Annotated in this window: 10 protein-coding genes; 3 read left to right on the top strand and 7 right to left on the bottom strand. The window is 65.8% G+C overall.

What is annotated here, in order from left to right; translation table 11 throughout:
* The first annotated feature begins 279 nt into the window (after positions 1 to 279).
* The gene (locus tag J2X19_RS03610) at positions 280 to 1,593 is read left to right on the top strand and encodes an AI-2E family transporter (RefSeq protein ID WP_310370714.1); all 1,314 of its coding nucleotides are present in this window, start codon (positions 280 to 282) and stop codon (positions 1,591 to 1,593) included.
* On the opposite strand, the gene J2X19_RS03605 is transcribed toward J2X19_RS03610, so the two are convergent.
* Complete coding sequence (locus J2X19_RS03605) at positions 1,590 to 4,109, bottom strand: ABC transporter permease (RefSeq protein WP_310370712.1); 2,520 nt, start codon at positions 4,107 to 4,109, stop codon at positions 1,590 to 1,592. The genes J2X19_RS03610 and J2X19_RS03605 overlap by 4 nt on opposite strands.
* Before the next feature lie 107 nt (positions 4,110 to 4,216).
* On the opposite strand from J2X19_RS03605, the gene J2X19_RS03600 reads away from it, so the two are divergent.
* Together J2X19_RS03600 and J2X19_RS03595 are read left to right on the top strand one after the other, a co-directional pair.
* On the top strand, positions 4,217 to 5,158 hold the full coding sequence (locus tag J2X19_RS03600; RefSeq protein ID WP_310370709.1) for an SMP-30/gluconolactonase/LRE family protein: 942 nt from the start codon (positions 4,217 to 4,219) through the stop codon (positions 5,156 to 5,158).
* Positions 5,159 to 5,347: 189 nt separating this feature from the next.
* Positions 5,348 to 6,145, top strand: a complete 798-nt coding sequence (locus tag J2X19_RS03595; RefSeq protein WP_310370707.1) for a hypothetical protein — start codon at positions 5,348 to 5,350, stop codon at positions 6,143 to 6,145.
* A gap of 125 nt (positions 6,146 to 6,270) precedes the next feature.
* Here the strand turns inward: J2X19_RS03595 and J2X19_RS03590 are convergent, their stop codons facing one another.
* The 6 genes from J2X19_RS03590 to J2X19_RS03565 all read right to left on the bottom strand — a co-directional run bounded on the left by J2X19_RS03590 (position 6,271) and on the right by J2X19_RS03565 (position 14,481).
* Positions 6,271 to 8,217 carry an amidohydrolase gene (locus J2X19_RS03590; protein WP_310370705.1) on the bottom strand — a complete coding sequence of 649 codons (1,947 nt, stop codon included), beginning with the start codon at positions 8,215 to 8,217 and terminating at the stop codon, positions 6,271 to 6,273.
* A gap of 138 nt (positions 8,218 to 8,355) precedes the next feature.
* Complete coding sequence (locus tag J2X19_RS03585) at positions 8,356 to 9,411, bottom strand: helix-turn-helix transcriptional regulator (RefSeq protein WP_310370704.1); 1,056 nt, start codon at positions 9,409 to 9,411, stop codon at positions 8,356 to 8,358.
* A 95-nt stretch (positions 9,412 to 9,506) separates the two neighbouring features.
* Positions 9,507 to 10,295, bottom strand: coding sequence for a formate dehydrogenase accessory sulfurtransferase FdhD (fdhD, locus tag J2X19_RS03580; RefSeq protein WP_310370702.1), 789 nt, complete (start codon positions 10,293 to 10,295; stop codon positions 9,507 to 9,509).
* A complete protein-coding gene (locus tag J2X19_RS03575; RefSeq protein ID WP_405048588.1) occupies positions 10,288 to 10,548 on the bottom strand; it encodes a hypothetical protein in 261 nt (86 codons plus the stop codon). Before J2X19_RS03575 ends, fdhD begins: the two co-directional genes overlap by 8 nt.
* Complete coding sequence (locus J2X19_RS03570; RefSeq protein ID WP_310370700.1) at positions 10,545 to 12,878, bottom strand: FdhF/YdeP family oxidoreductase; 2,334 nt, start codon at positions 12,876 to 12,878, stop codon at positions 10,545 to 10,547. The genes J2X19_RS03575 and J2X19_RS03570 overlap by 4 nt, the downstream gene beginning before the upstream one ends.
* Positions 12,879 to 12,939: 61 nt before the next feature.
* Positions 12,940 to 14,481, bottom strand: a complete 1,542-nt coding sequence (locus J2X19_RS03565) for a Cache 3/Cache 2 fusion domain-containing protein (RefSeq protein WP_310370698.1) — start codon at positions 14,479 to 14,481, stop codon at positions 12,940 to 12,942.
* Between the last annotated feature and the right edge of the window lie 9 nt (positions 14,482 to 14,490).

Below are 14,490 nucleotides of genomic sequence, written 5' to 3'. Positions count from 1 at the left end.
TGAAAGAACTGAGAACCACCGCCGGCCTGCTGATCAACGCCTCGGGTCTGGTCATCCTGCTGTCCAACCTTGCGCAGTGGCACGCGGGTTGAAACAGCGCAGCAGCCGCCGCGGCCGATAAAAAGCCCGCCCCGGAATACCAGGGCGGGTTTTTTATTTTCAAGCAGAACCCGGCTCTAGCGCTGTATGGACTTACGCCAATAGCTACGAAAACGATAGCCTTGAAGCCGCTTGAAACCGGCCCAGCCCATCCAGGCATCGCGCGCCCTTGGTATTTGCGTGCACAACCCTCTCATCCTGGCGGCCGGAGTGCCTTACCATGCCGCGGACATGGCGATTGCCGAACCCCTGACCAGCCGGGGCACCGAACAACGACACGGCAACGAGACATCCATAACCAAGGAATCGGCGATGACGGAATCCACCACGGTGCAGACAGGCCCAAGCACCCAAGAACTGGACAAATCGGCCGAATCCGGCCAGCCGCGTCGCGTGGTGTTGCACATGCCGGTGGATGTACGCAGCGTTTCGCTGGGGCTCTTGGCCGTACTCGCCAGCGTTTACACCCTGCGCTGGGCCGGCGCGGTGTTTATTCCGGTCATGGTGGGGATTCTTTCCAGCTATGCCTTGTCACCCGTGGTCGACTGGTTCCACACGCGCAGGGTGTCACGGGCATTGAGCGCCGCCGTGCTGCTGATGGGCATTCTTGGCGGAGTAGGCGCCACGGCCTACTCGCTCAGTGACGACGCCAGCAAGCTGGTCGAGCAGCTCCCCGCTGCCACGCAAAAGCTGCGCAGCGCCCTGCGCGTGCTGCCCGGATCGCCGCGCAACACGCTGACCACGGTGCAGCAGGCGGCCTCGCAACTCGAGCAGGCCGCGGAAGAGACGGGCCGCTCCGTGCCCGCGGGCCCGGGCGTACAGCGGGTGCAGATCGTCAAGCCGCGGTTCGACATCCGCGACCATTTGTGGAACGGCAGCTTGGGCATCGTGGGCATGCTGGGCCAAGTCGGCACGGTTGCGCTGATCACCTTCTTCCTGATGGCGTCAGGCGACAGCTTTCGGCGCAAGGTGGTGAAATTGGCGGGCCCGACGCTCAGCCGCAAAAAGATCACCTTGCAGGCGCTGAACCAGATCAACGACCAGATTCAGCGCTACATGCTGGTCCAGCTGTTCACCAGCAGTTTGGTGGGTGTGGCCACCTGGCTGTGCTTCATGGCGCTGGGCCTGGAGCATGCAGCGGTGTGGGGCATTGCGGCCGGTGTGCTGAACCTGGTGCCCTACATTGGCAGCGTGGTGATTGCGGCGGGCTCCGCGCTGGTCGCGTTTCTGCAGTTCGGCTCGCTGGAGATGGTGCTGCTGGTGAGTGGCGGCTCCTTGGTCATCCACGCGATCGCAGGATTTTTGTTGACGCCCTGGCTCACCAGCCGCGCCAGCCAAATGAACCCCGTAGCCGTCTTTGTCAGCATGCTGGCCTGGGGCTGGCTCTGGGGTTTGTGGGGCCTGCTGTTGGGCGTGCCCATCATGGTTGCCATCAAGGCGGTGTGCGACCGGATCGACGACCTGAAACCGGTGGGGGAATTTCTGGGCAGCTAGGCCGCCGCCCGGCGCAGCGTATCCACCACCGGCCGCCGCAGCACATCGCGCAGGCCCCACCAGCCGGCCGCCAGCGCCAGCACCGCACCGGCCAGGGCGCCCAGCAGCGGCACCCACAGCGAGCCGTTCCAGGCGAACTCGAACACATAGCGGGTCAGCGCCCAGCCCACGGCCATGGCGACGATGCTGGCCAGGAAGCCGGCCAGCAGGCCCACGCCGGCCAGCTCGGCGCGCTGCACCTGGCGCAGCAGGCTGCCGGGCGCGCCCAGGGCCCGCATGATGGCGAACTCGCGGGCCCGCTCTTCGCGGGTGGCGGTGATGGCGGCAAACAGCACCACCAGGCCAGCCGCCAGGGTGAAGCCGAACAAAAATTCGACCGCGCGTATCACCTGGTCCAGCACCCGCTGGATCTGGCCCAGGGTGATGCCCAGGTCCACCGCCGTGATGTTCGGAAACTGGCGCACCAACTGGTTGTCAAAGCCCTTGGTGGCCGGCGCCTTGAACGCGCCCAGGTAGGTCACCGGCACATCGCCCATCTGGCTGACCGGGTAGATCACGAAGAAGTTGGCCCGCATCGAACCCCAGTCCACCTTGCGCAGCGAGGTGATCTTGGCCTCGCTTTGCTGGCCGCCGATGTCGAAGCGCAGCGTATCGCCCATGTGCAGGTTCAGGGTCTTGGCAATGCCTTCTTCGACGCTGATTGCGCCCTTCTCTTCGGCGGTCCAGGTGCCTGCAACCAGCGGGTTGTGGCCCGGGCGCTCGGCGCTGTTGGACAGGTTGAACTCGCGGTCCAGCAGGCGCTTGGCGCGGTCGTCCGTGTAGTTCTCGGGCACGGTAGGCTGGCCGTTGATGGCCACCAGGCGGCCGCGGAACATCGGGTACCAGTCGTAGTTCTTAACCCCGGCGTCGGCCAGGTTCTTCTGGAAGTCGGCGGCCTGGTCGGGCATGACGTTGATGACGAAGCGGTTCGGCGCGTCCGGCGGCGTGGCCTGGCGCCAGCTGTGGATCAGGTCGGTACGCAACAGCACCAGCAGGATCAAGGCCAGCAGGCCCACGGCCAGCGCGCTGACCTGCACCACCGCATACGCCGGCCGGGCCGACATCTGGCGCGTGGCCAGTACCAGCCAGCGCGGCGCGGTGGCCTCGTTGACGCTGCGGCGCAGCAGCTTCACCGCCACCCAGCCCAGGCCGGCAAACACCAGCACCGCACCGGCGAAGCCGCCGACTGCGATCAAGCCCAGGGTGATGTCGCTGCTGGCCGCCAGCAGCAGCGCGGCAAAGCCCAGCACGCCCAGGCCCAGCACGCCGATGGAGGTGGGCTTGAGCCCGCCCACATCGCGGCGTATCACCCGCAGCGGCGGCACCGAGGCCAACTGGAGCACCGGCGGCAAACCGAAGGCGAACAGCAGGGTCATACCCATGCCCATGCCCAGAGCGGCCGGCCACCAGGTGGCCGCAGGCAAACTGGAATCCACCAGGCCGGCCAGCAGCAGCACGAACAGGTAGTGCACGCCGAAACCTATGGCCAGGCCCAGCGCGCTGGCGAAGATGCCCACCAGCGCGAACTCGAACGCGTAGCTCAGCGCAATCGTGCGCTGGCTCTGGCCCAGCACCCGCAGCATCGCGCAGTCGTCCAGGTGGTTGGCCGCAAAGCCGCGCGCGGCCAGGGCCACCGCCACCGCGCTGAGCAGCGCCGACAGCAAGGCCACCAGGTTCAGGAACTTGTTGGCGCGGTCCAGGGTTTGGCGCATCTCGGGGCGGCCGCTTTCCAGCGACTCGATGCGCACGCCGCGGGTGTCGGGCTTTTTGACTTCGGCATCGGCCCACTGCACATAGCGCCGCACCGCCGGGTCGGCCCCGGCCACGGCAAAACGGTAGGTGACGCGGCTGGCCGGCTGGATCAGCCCGGTGGCCGCCATATCGCTCTGGTTCACCATGGCGCGGGGCGAGAAATTCATGAAGCCGCCGCCGCGGTCCGGCTCGACGGCAATCGTCTTGCGGATGCGCAGCCGGCTGTCGCCCAGCAGCAGGCTGTCGCCCAGCTTCAGCTCCAGCGCCTCCAGCAGCGACGGGTCGACCCAGACCTCGCCGGGCGCGGGGATCTCACGCGTGGCTGTGCCGGGCGCATCGGCGCTGTCCGATACCTGCAGATTGCCGCGCAGCGGGTAACCGGGCACCACCGCCTTCAGCGCCACCAGCTTGCTGGCGCCGCCCTGTGCATCCTCGGCCCGGCCCATGGTGGCCAGGGTCAGGGTGGTGACGGTCTGCAGGCCCTGGGCCTGGGCCTGCGCCAGAAAGGCGGGCGGCGTCGGGTTGTCGCTGGAGACCACGGCATCGCCCCCCAGCAGCTGCCGCGCATCGCGCTGCAGCCCGCCTTGCAAGCGGTCGGCAAAGAAGCCGACGGCGCTGAGCGCGGCCACCGCCAGGGTCACCGCGACCATCAGCAGGCGCAACTCGCCCGAGCGCACATCGCGCCACAGCGTGCGCCAACCTAAGGCGATAAAAGGGGATTTCAATGCAAGCTCCTGGACAGTGCGCAAGCGGCGATTATTCCCCCAGGCCGCTACCCCACGCCAACCAAAGGACATGCATACTGCGCGCTTCGAATAAAAAAGAGACTTCCATGTGGCAAGCCTGTGAACGTTATCCCGACCCGGCCATCACCGCGCTGGACCCGCGTTTCAACAAATACTGCCTGCACGCCGCCGCCGTGGAGCGCCTGGCTACCGGCATGCGCTGGGCCGAAGGGCCGGTGTGGTTTGGCGACGGCCGCTACCTGCTGTGGAGCGACATCCCGAACAACCGCATCATGAAGTGGGAAGAGCAGACCGGCGCGGTCAGCGTGTTCCGCCAGCCGTCCCACTTTGCCAACGGCCATACCCGCGACCGGCAGGGCCGGCTGGTGGGCTGCGAGCACGGCGGACGCCGCGTGGTGCGCACCGAATACGACGGTAGCACCACCGTGCTGGTCGACCAATTCAACGGCAAGCCGCTGAATTCGCCCAACGACGTGGTGGTCAAGTCGGACGGCACGGTGTGGTTCACCGACCCGCCGTTCGGCATTCTCGGCCATTACGAAGGCCACCAGGCGACACCCGAGCAGCCCACCTGCGTCTACCGCTTCGACCCGGCCAGCGGCCAGTGCACGGTGGTGACGGACGCGGTGAACCGGCCCAACGGCCTGTGCTTTTCGCCCGACGAACGCCTGCTGTACGTGGTCGAGTCCGGCACCCTGCCCCGGCGCATCCGGGTGTTCGAGGTGGACGGCTCCCACCTGCGCAACGACCGCGTGTTCCACACCTGCGCCGACGGCGTGCACCCGGATGGCTTCCGCTGCGATGTGGACGGCAACCTGTGGGCCGGCTGGGGCGGCGGCCCGGACCACCCCGAGCTGGACGGCGTGAGGGTCTTCGCCCCCGACGCCACACCCATAGGCCATATCGCCCTGCCCGAGCGCTGCGCCAACCTGTGCTTCGGCGGCCAGGCGCGCAACCGCTTGTTCATGGCGGCCAGCCAGTCGGTGTATGCGCTGTATGTAGATACCCAGGGCGTGGCCGGCGGGTAATTTATAGAAAACAGGCCTGTAGCGCAGATGCCACCTGTGCCAGAAGCTACGTTTTTAATAGCAAGAAGACACCAGCGGTCAGTTGACTTTCATCCGGGTCAACAGTGAAATGCGCTGCCGGTCCGATGTATCTGGTCACGCACCGGTAGCGCAACGCTCAACCACCAGGTGCTACTAGGAGATACCTCGATGGCCGCAACAGCCCCCACGCAGACGATCCACCCCAGCCTTGCATCCCTGTTCGACAACCGCAGCCAGTCCGACCTGGCGCTGATCGGCAGCGCCTACCTGGCGGGGCTGAAAACCGGGCTGGAGCAGGCCGCCAGCCGCACCGGCGATGACCGCAGCGAGCCGGCCACGCCCACCTGCATCCACAAGATTCCGCTGATGCCGGTGGCCATAGACGGCAAGCGCGCCGCGGTGGAATCGGTGAAAGACTTCGACGGCAAACCGCTGATCTACCTGCTGGACGAAGCCGCCCGCGACGGCGAGCTGCTGCGGGTGTTCTCGCAGGCCAGCAAAGCCCTGCGCCACCTGGAGGACAACCCCACCAGCCCCAAGCCGGCGAAGAAATCCAAGGCGCCGCCGGTGACGCTGGACACCTCTTCATCGCCGCAGCAGATCGCCAATGCCATCGGCGGATCGGTGTTCCTGTGGGAGAACAGCAACTTCGCGGGCTGGCTGTGGCGCTTTGGCGCCGGTACCACCAGCAGCTCCGGCGGGCGCCAGGCGGGCAACGGCAACATCAGCGACTTTCGCACCGCGGTGTTTTTGCAGAACATCAACGACAAGGTGTCGTCGGTGTCGAACCAGAGCGAGGTCTGGGCCAATCTGCGGCCGCAGCGCTCGTTTGCGGTGCTGCACCAGCACATCAACTTCGCCGGCGCCCAGCTGTGGGTGCCAGAGCGGCAGGGCTTCAGCGACCTGCGCCAGTTCGGCTGGAACGACGTGGCCTCGTCGCTGTCGTACACACTGACGCCGAACTGAAACCGTTCAGGCCGGCGCCCCGGAAGCCGGCGTCAACGCAATTTATAAAAATTAGGCCGCTAGCGCAGGTACTACCTGCGCCAGAAGCTATTGATTACATAGCAAACCCAATCTGACTCCAGGCCTCAGTGGTTGTGCCCGTCGCCGTGCGGGCTGCCTTTGACCACGGCATGGCCGGTGGAACCACGGGGGCTGAGCATGTCGCCGACGCTGAGCTTGCGGGCGCTGGCCTCCAAGGCGCTGCTGAAGGCGTCCAGGGCCAGCACAATCTTCCCGCCCACCATGGTGAGCAATACCTTGTTGCGGCCCAGCTCTTCTTCGGGAACGGTCAGAAAGTTCTTGTCCAGCACGATCATGTCGGCCAGTTTGCCGGTCTCCAGCGAGCCCACCGCCTTGTCCAGCCGTAGCTGGTAGGCCGCATCCATGGTGATGGCGCGCAGCACCTCGGCACGTGTCAGGCCCGGGTCATTGTTGATCTTGCCCTGGTAGATCGGCGAGCTGCTGGCGGCGCTGTTCGGGTTGCTGGGGTCGCCCGAGCGCGTCACGCCGATCTTCAGCGCCAGAAAGGTGTCAAACGGGTCGATAGGCCAGTCACTGCCGTGCACCACACGCGCCCCGGCATGGCGCAGGCTGCCGGACGGCTCCATGCGCGCAAAGCGGTCGGGGCCCAGGTGGTTCTCGGTTTCACCGATCGAATAGTTCGCACGTTGCGCCCACTGGAAGGACATGGTGGCCATCACATCCAACGCAGCGAAACGCGGGTAGTCGGCCACCGCCACGGTCTCGTCGTGGGCGATGGCCGGGCGGAAGTCGGCGTTGGCGCGCAGGCTGCGCAGGTTTTGCACGGCGTCCAGGGTCTGGCGCACGGCCCGCTCGCCGGTGGCGTGCACATGCACATCCATGCCCGCATCATTGGCGGCCAGCAGCAGCGGCTGGAGCACTTCCGGCGGGTAGTAGACCGAGCCCAGGTTCGTTCCGGGCTGCCAGTGGGGAGCGGCATCGGTGCCGGTGTTGGTGTAGTACGGCGTGAGCATGGCGCCCGTGTCACCCGGCGCATTCACCACACCGTCCATGAATATCTTCACGATGCGCGACTGCAAACCCGGCGCGGCCACCGGTGTGCCCTGGTCGATACTGCTGGCCAAGGCGCGTGCGGTGGCAATGGTGTTGGTCGCGCTGGCGGCCGCATCGCCGGGCTGCACGGTGAGGGCCAGGTTGGCACGCGCTGTCAGCTCACCCAGCTGCTGCAGCGACTTGAAGGTCTTGGCCTGCACCTCGCCCGACGCGGCATCCATGAACGCGGTAATGCCCTGGGCCCGCAGGGCAGCCAGTGCAGCACGCCCTTGCTTGAGCAGGTCGGCATCGGAATCCGCAGGAATGGCGGCTTTGAGTTGCCAGCCGCCGTTGTCTTCACAAATGCCCGTGGGCGTACCGTCTGCGCCGCGCAGAAAGCTGCCGCCGCTCGGGTCGGGCGTGGCGGCGGTGATGCCGGCCAGCGCCAAGGCGCGGGAGTTGGCCAGCACGGTGTGGAAATCGCTCGATGTCACCGCGATCGGGCGCTGGGTGTGCAAGGTGTCGAGCAGGGCTTTGGTGGGGTCGCCGCTGAGGGCCGAGGTGGACTGGCGGTCCCAGTTGACGGCCTCCAGCCAGCCGCCCGGCTCCTTGTCGGTGGAGGCATCCAGGCAGGACTGCAGCTTGCCGAGCAGCTGCGCATGCGACAGCGGCGCATAGGCCAGATCGCACTGCAGCAAGGCACGCCCGCCGGCCAGCGCATGCAGATGGGCGTCGATGAAGCCGGGCATCAGCATGCGCCCGCCCAGGTCCAGCACCCTGGTTTTGCTGCCGATCAAGGGGCCGGTGCCGGCGTCGCTGCCGACATAGACGATTTTTCCGTCGCGTACCGCGATGGCCTGCTGGATGGAGTTGCTTGCATCCATGGTCACGACCTGCCCGTTGCGCAGCACGGTGTCGGCCGGCCCGTCGTCAGAGCCATTGCAGCCGCCCACCATCGCCACCACGGCGGCCGCCAGCACAAGCAGCAGCACGCCTCCTGAATTCCTGATTCCAGCCATTTGTCTTCTCCTGTGGGACCTGTGCGTTATGTTTTTTTGAAACGGCACCGGTGTCGGGGTCACAGTGCCAAATGGACTGTAGGGACGCAAAGGCTGGCGCGGCCCTCTGCAGATGCGGAGGGTGCGGCGTGGAAAGACTTAGGCGCCCAGGGCGTTGCCCAGTTCGATCTTGTTGCGTACGCCCAGCTGCAGGTAGGCGCTGCGCAAGTAGGTGCGCACGGTGGCCGGGCTCAGGTCCAGCAAGCGGGCAATTTCCTTGTAGGAATGGCCGCGTGAATACAGCATGGCCGCGGTGCGCTCCCGGGGAGGCAACCCGGCGGGCCGGTGCCCCCGGTCCAGGGACAGAATGGTCAACTGCCCGCAGGGTTGCAGCGTCAGCCGGCGCGCACCCAAGGCCAGGCTGCACGGCAGCTGGCGCTGGGCCTCTGCCAATGCGCGCGGCAGCCGCGACCCGGACCAGTCGGGGTATTGCTTGTGGATGGCCGCGCCCAGACTGTCCCCCAGGTACAGCAGATCACCACAGCCGTCCGCCAGACCAAACCCGTTTGCCGTCAGCGCAGCGCTTGCGCCCAGCAGGTCTTGCACACGGGTACGCCAGTGGCCCAACAGGTGGACACAGAATTCCGCAAACAATGCGCTGTCCATATCGCTGAATGCCGGTGATGTTTCGCTGCGGTACAACGACACGAAGAACAGGGTGCCGCTGCCCGGTAGTTCGCAGGTCAGGGCCATGGCATGGAACAGATCATGCCGCCGGGAAAACTCCGTGATCTCGGGCACGGGGTCTTCGTGGCCGCTGACGCGTACCACGGTGCCACAGCTGCGCATGGAGTTGCTGGCGAATACATCTTTGACCGACAGATCGTTCCACTCCTGCGCGAAGCCAGCTTGCAGGTTGATGCGCCCATGCAGCCAGTTGCGCGGCGGTACGCCACCGTGCCCATCCGAACACTCGCCCCACCAGGCAGAGCGAAACGGCACGACCGACCGCAGCAGCTGCAATGCGTCGTGCAGCAAACACTCGGGGCTGGCATCGCGGGCGGTGCCGGCCATAGCCAGCAATGCGGCGCTAAATGACTGCAAGGTTTCCAAACTGAACGTGATCGGCCCCTGCAAGCCCAAGGTGGCTGAAGCATACGCAGCACTCTGCGCCAGCGGCATCCCCGGGTGGATAGGGTCAAAAACGGATTTCATGGAACAGGCTCTATTGCGGTCCGCGGACTCCATACCGACTTTACATGAGCCAAGCACCTTTACCGGGCTATGGCGCCGCAGCCGCGGCCACGGACCTAGGTGTAGCGCACCGCGCGCGGATCGCGGCACAGGCCCCAGAGCTGCAGGCCCGCCGTGTCGGCGATGCGGATGGCCAAGGCCGTGGGGGCCGAAATCGTTGCCAGCGCCACCACGTTCAGGCGCGCGCATTTGCGCACCAACTCGTAGCTGGCGCGGCTGGACATCACCACAAAACCCGGTTCACCCAGGCGCCCGGCCTGCGCCAGCTGGCCCAGCAGCTTGTCCAGCGCGTTGTGCCGGCCCACGTCTTCCAGCACGTCGGTCAGCACGCCATCGGGCGTGGCCCAGCCGGCCGCGTGCAGCGAGCCGCAAGCAGCATTCAAGACCTGCAGCGGCGGCATGGCCTGCAGCGCCTGCAGCACGGTCGTGGCCTGCAGCTGGGCGGCCCAGGCTTGCGGCGGCATAGGCGTGGGTTCCAGGTCCAGCGCGCTCAGGCTGTCGATACCGCAGACGCCGCAGCCGGTGCGGCCGGCCAGGCTGCGGCGACGCTCCTTCAGCCGCTGGAAGCAGCGCGAGGACACCTCGAGCTGCACTTCGCAGGCATCGCCGCTGGATTGCACTTCGATGCCATAGCAGTCGGCCACGCTGTCCAGAATGCCCTCGCTCAGCGCAAAGCCCAGGGCAAAGGCTTCCAGGTCTTGCGGCGTGGCCATCATCACCGCATGCGAGATGCCGTTGAACACCAGGGCCACCGGCACCTCGGCGGCGATCTGGTCGGTTTCCACCAGGTCGGCGGGGAAGCGCCGTACCGTGTGCGGCAGCAGCGGTGGCGGCAGCTCAGCCATGGGCCTGCTCCGCGCAGAAGCGCCGGCCGGCGTCGGTCAGGCTGACAGTCCAGCGCTCGTCTTGCAAGACCACCTGGACCCAGCCCGGGCCGGACTGGCCACCCAGGCTGGCGTCGCCCATCAGGGTCAGGGCGCGCATCAGCACACTCACGCCCAGACCCAGGCGCTTGCCCAGGCGTGGCAGCGACATGGGCTCGGTCTCTTGCTGCAATACCGCCAGAATCGCCTGGTTCAGCGCGGAGTCCACATTCACACCACGGCTTGGCTGGCACCGGCCCGGTGGGCCGCCACGGTCTGGGGCTTTTTGTGCGGCAGCATCAGCACCGGTATGCATTTGGAGGTCGGTGTACCCGCATTGGCAGCCACCGAGGACAGTGGCACCAGCGGATTGGTTTCGGGGTAATAGGCGGCCACGCAGCCGCGCGGGATGTTGTAAGCCACCAGCTTGAAGCCGTCGGCGCGGCGCTCTTCGCCGTCGTCCCAGACGGTGTGGAAGTCGATCCAGTCGCCGTCCTTCATGCCCAGATCACGGATGTCGTCCGCGTGCGCAAACACCACGCGGCGCTGGCCGTAGACGCCGCGGTAGCGGTCATCGGCACCGTAGATAGTGGTGTTGTACTGGTCGTGCGAGCGGGTGGTCATCAGCGCGAAAACGATGGCGTCGCCCTTGCGTTCGCGGGCACGCTGCAGCGCGGTGCCGGTGGGCACCTGGTGGGTTTTAAACACAGCCTTCTTGCTCGCGGTGTTCCACACGCGCTCGCTGGCGGTATTGCGCAGGCGGAAGCCGCCGGGCACTTTGACGCGCTGGTTGAAGTCCTTGAAGTCGGGGAACACGGCCTCGATCTTGTCGCGGATGCGGCTGTAGTCTTCCAGCAGCCAGAGCCAGGGCGTCTGGCTGCGCCCCGCCAGGGTGGTGGCAGCCAGCCGGGCCACGATGGCCGGCTCGGACAGCAGTTGCTCGGATGCCGGCGGGTTGATGCCCACCGACATGTGGACCATGCTCATCGAGTCCTCCACCGTTACGCCCTGCACGCCACCAGCCTGCATGTCGATCTCGGTGCGGCCCAGGCAGGGCAAAATCAGCGCGGCCTTGCCGTGCACGATGTGGCTGCGGTTCAGCTTGGTGGTGACGTGGACCGTCAGGTCGCAATTGCGCAGCGCCTTCCAGGTCTGCACGGTGTCGGGTGTGGCGGCAGCGAAGTTGCCGCCGAGTGCAAAAAACACCTTGCCACGCCCGTCGAGCATGGCTTGGATGGATTCGACGGTGTCGAAACCATGCGCCTGCGGTGGCGTGAAGCCAAAGACTTTTTCCAGGTTCTGCAGCAGCGCCACGGGTGGCTTTTCCCAGATGCCCATGGTGCGGTCGCCCTGCACATTGCTGTGGCCGCGTACCGGGCACGGACCGGCGCCGGGCCGGCCGATATTGCCGCGCATCAGCAGCAGGTTGGTGATCATCTGGATGGTGGCCACCGAATTCTGGTGCTGGGTGATGCCCATGCCCCAGCAGGCGATCACGCTCTTGGCTTGGCGGTACACCTCGGCGGCCGCGCGGATGTGCTCGGCGCTGAGGCCGCATTCGGACTCCAGCAAGGCCCAGGACTCGGTGCGCAGATCGGCCAGCATGGCGTCAAAGCCTATGGTGTGCTCGGCAATGAAGGCGTGGTCGAGCACGTCTTCACCCGCATCCTGCAGTTCGACCAGGTGCTTCATCATGCCTTTGACAAAGGCGAAGTCGCCGCCGATGCGCAGCTGAAAGTAATGGGTGCTGATGGGCGTGTCGCCCATGGTGGCCATTTGCAATTTGTCTTGGGGGTCGGCGAAGCGTTCGAGGCCACGCTCGCGCAGCGGGTTGATACTGACGATGCGGGCACCGCGCTTGGCCGCCTGGCGCAACTCGCCCAGCATGCGCGGGTGGTTCGTGCCGGGGTTCTGGCCGAAGATGAAGATGGCCTCGGCCTGCTCAAAGTCGTCCAGAGTCACCGTGCCCTTGCCTATGCCCACGCTTTCGCGCATGCCGCTGCCGCTGGGCTCGTGGCACATGTTCGAGCAGTCGGGGAAGTTGTTGGTGCCATATTCGCGCACGAACAGCTGGTACAGAAAGGCGGCTTCGTTGCTGGCCCGGCCCGAGGTATAGAAGATGGCCTGGTTAGGGTCCGGTAGGCCGTTCAGGTGCTGGGCGATCAATGTAAACGCGTCGTCCCAGGCGATGGGGTGGTACTTGTCATCGGCCGCGCGGTAGACCATGGGCTCGGTCAGCCGGCCCTGGTCTTCCAGGTAAAAGTCGCTCTGGGTGGCCAGGTCGGCAACCGTGTGCTGGGCGAAGAATTCGGCGGTCACGCGGCGCGAGGTGGCCTCGGCGGCCACGGCCTTGGCGCCGTTTTCACAGAACTCGAAGGTAGACGCGTGATTGCGGTCCGGCCAGGCGCAGCCAGGGCAATCAAAGCCATCGGGCTGGTTGGCCGACAGCAGGGTCTTGGCGCCTTTGAGCGCGGTGTCCTGGTGTATCAAGGCCTTGCCTACACTCTTCAACGCGCCCCAACCGCCGGCGGGGCCGGTATAAAACTCAATTTTTTGTTGGCTCATGGGAGTTCCTTGGTTCCTTCACGCTCTGTAACGCCTTATACGGCGTGGCGTGCTACCCCGCTCAGACAGGGGTTTTAAAGCTGTTCACGGCGGCACCCAGCAGCGCAGCCTGCTCGCGCATTTTCATGGCGGCAGCGGCCGACTCTTCTACCAATGCGGCGTTTTGTTGCGTCATTTCGTCAATCTCGCCCACGCTGCGGTTCACATCGGCAATCCCGACCCGCTGCTCGTTGCTGGCCAGCGCAATCTCGTCGATATAGCCGACCACCTGCTGGATGGAGCTGGTAATGTCGGTCATGGATTGCTGGGCCCGGGCCACCAGTTCACCGCCCGCATTGGCCGTGTCTACCGACGCGGCAATCAAGATGCGGATTTCTTTGGCCGCCGTGGCCGAGCGCTGCGCAAGGCTGCGCACCTCGGACGCGACCACCGCAAAACCCCGGCCCTGCTCGCCCGCGCGGGCGGCTTCTACTGCGGCGTTCAGAGCGAGGATGTTGGTCTGGAAGGCGATACCGTCGATCAGGCCCACGATGTCGTTGATGCGGTGCGCGCTGGTCTTGATCTGGCCCATGGTGTCCACCACCTGGCCCACAATGCCGCCACTGGTATGCGCAAGTTTGGCGACGGACCCCACCAGGCCATTCACCTGGTTGGCCTTGTCGGCGTTCTGGCTGACCGTGGAGGTCAGCTGCTCCATGGCAGACGCCGCGGAGTTGAGCTCACCGGCCTGCTTTTCGGTGCGCATCGCCAGGTCGTTGTTGCCATCGGCAATTTCACCACTGCCGTTGGCCATCTGCACCGCGGCCTGGCGCACATTGCCGACCAGGCCGGTCAAGCCAATGCTGATGCCGTTGATGGCCAGCAGCAATTTGCCCACGTCGTCGCGGTCCTTCACGTCCACCTGGTTGGTCAGATCGCCGCTAGCCAGGCGCAGAGCGGCTTCGCGGCCCTGGTTCATCGGCAGCGTGACATGGTTGTGGACCAGAAAATAGGTCAGACCCCAGATCAGCAGGATGGAGAAAACGGTAAACCCCAGCTGCCGCGGGTCGGTCAAACTGCCCATCGCAGCATGGAAGGCCAGAGCCACTGCTGCATAGGCCAGCGCCAGGGTCCAGGCCATGCGGGGCGCCACATGCACGGGCGCCATCTCGCTGACATCCAGGCCCACATACAAAATACCCACCACCTGGCCGGCAGCGTCGCGCACCGGGTCATAGCGGGTCATGCACTGCTTGCCAAAAATCGTTGCATAGCCCACATAGGGCTGGCCGGTCAAGGCGCTGCGGTAGGCGGGCTGGGAGCGGTCCAGCGGCGTGCCCACGGCCCGCTCGCCGTCCTGCTTGCGCACCGAGGTAGTGATGCGGATGAAGTCATCGCCCACGCGCGCAAAAATCGTGGCCCGCATCCCGGTCCGCTGGGTGAAGCTGTCGGGGATGGAAAAATCCAGATTCAGCACCCGGTTACCGCAGCGCAGCACCGGCGTGCTCTTGCCTTGAATATCCACCTGCTGCGACAGATCCAGCACAAAACGCTCGGGCAAGATCGCGGCAAATGTTTTGGCGGCAGACTCGATTCGCTGCTTCAAGGTTTTGAGTATTTGCATCGCATAAAG

This window comes from Rhodoferax ferrireducens (genome assembly GCF_031458075.1).
GTDB lineage: Bacteria > Pseudomonadota > Gammaproteobacteria > Burkholderiales > Burkholderiaceae_C > Rhodoferax_B > Rhodoferax_B ferrireducens_A.
The sequence above is the reverse complement of the archived record's forward strand: the minus strand, read 5'-3'. Positions and strand labels throughout refer to the sequence as shown.

Bases quoted from the DNA above. Each gene is read 5' to 3' on its own strand.
- J2X19_RS03595 (WP_310370707.1), top strand. From the start codon at position 5,348: ATGGCCGCAACAGCCCCCACGCAGACGATCCACCCCAGCCTTGCATCC.
- fdhD (WP_310370702.1), bottom strand. From the start codon at position 10,295: ATGGCTGAGCTGCCGCCACCGCTGCTGCCGCACACGGTACGGCGCTTC.
- J2X19_RS03565 (WP_310370698.1), bottom strand. From the start codon at position 14,481: ATGCAAATACTCAAAACCTTGAAGCAGCGAATCGAGTCTGCCGCCAAA.
- J2X19_RS03590 (WP_310370705.1), bottom strand. From the start codon at position 8,217: ATGGCTGGAATCAGGAATTCAGGAGGCGTGCTGCTGCTTGTGCTGGCG.
- J2X19_RS03585 (WP_310370704.1), bottom strand. From the start codon at position 9,411: ATGAAATCCGTTTTTGACCCTATCCACCCGGGGATGCCGCTGGCGCAG.
- J2X19_RS03600 (WP_310370709.1), top strand. From the start codon at position 4,217: ATGTGGCAAGCCTGTGAACGTTATCCCGACCCGGCCATCACCGCGCTG.
- J2X19_RS03570 (WP_310370700.1), bottom strand. From the start codon at position 12,878: ATGAGCCAACAAAAAATTGAGTTTTATACCGGCCCCGCCGGCGGTTGG.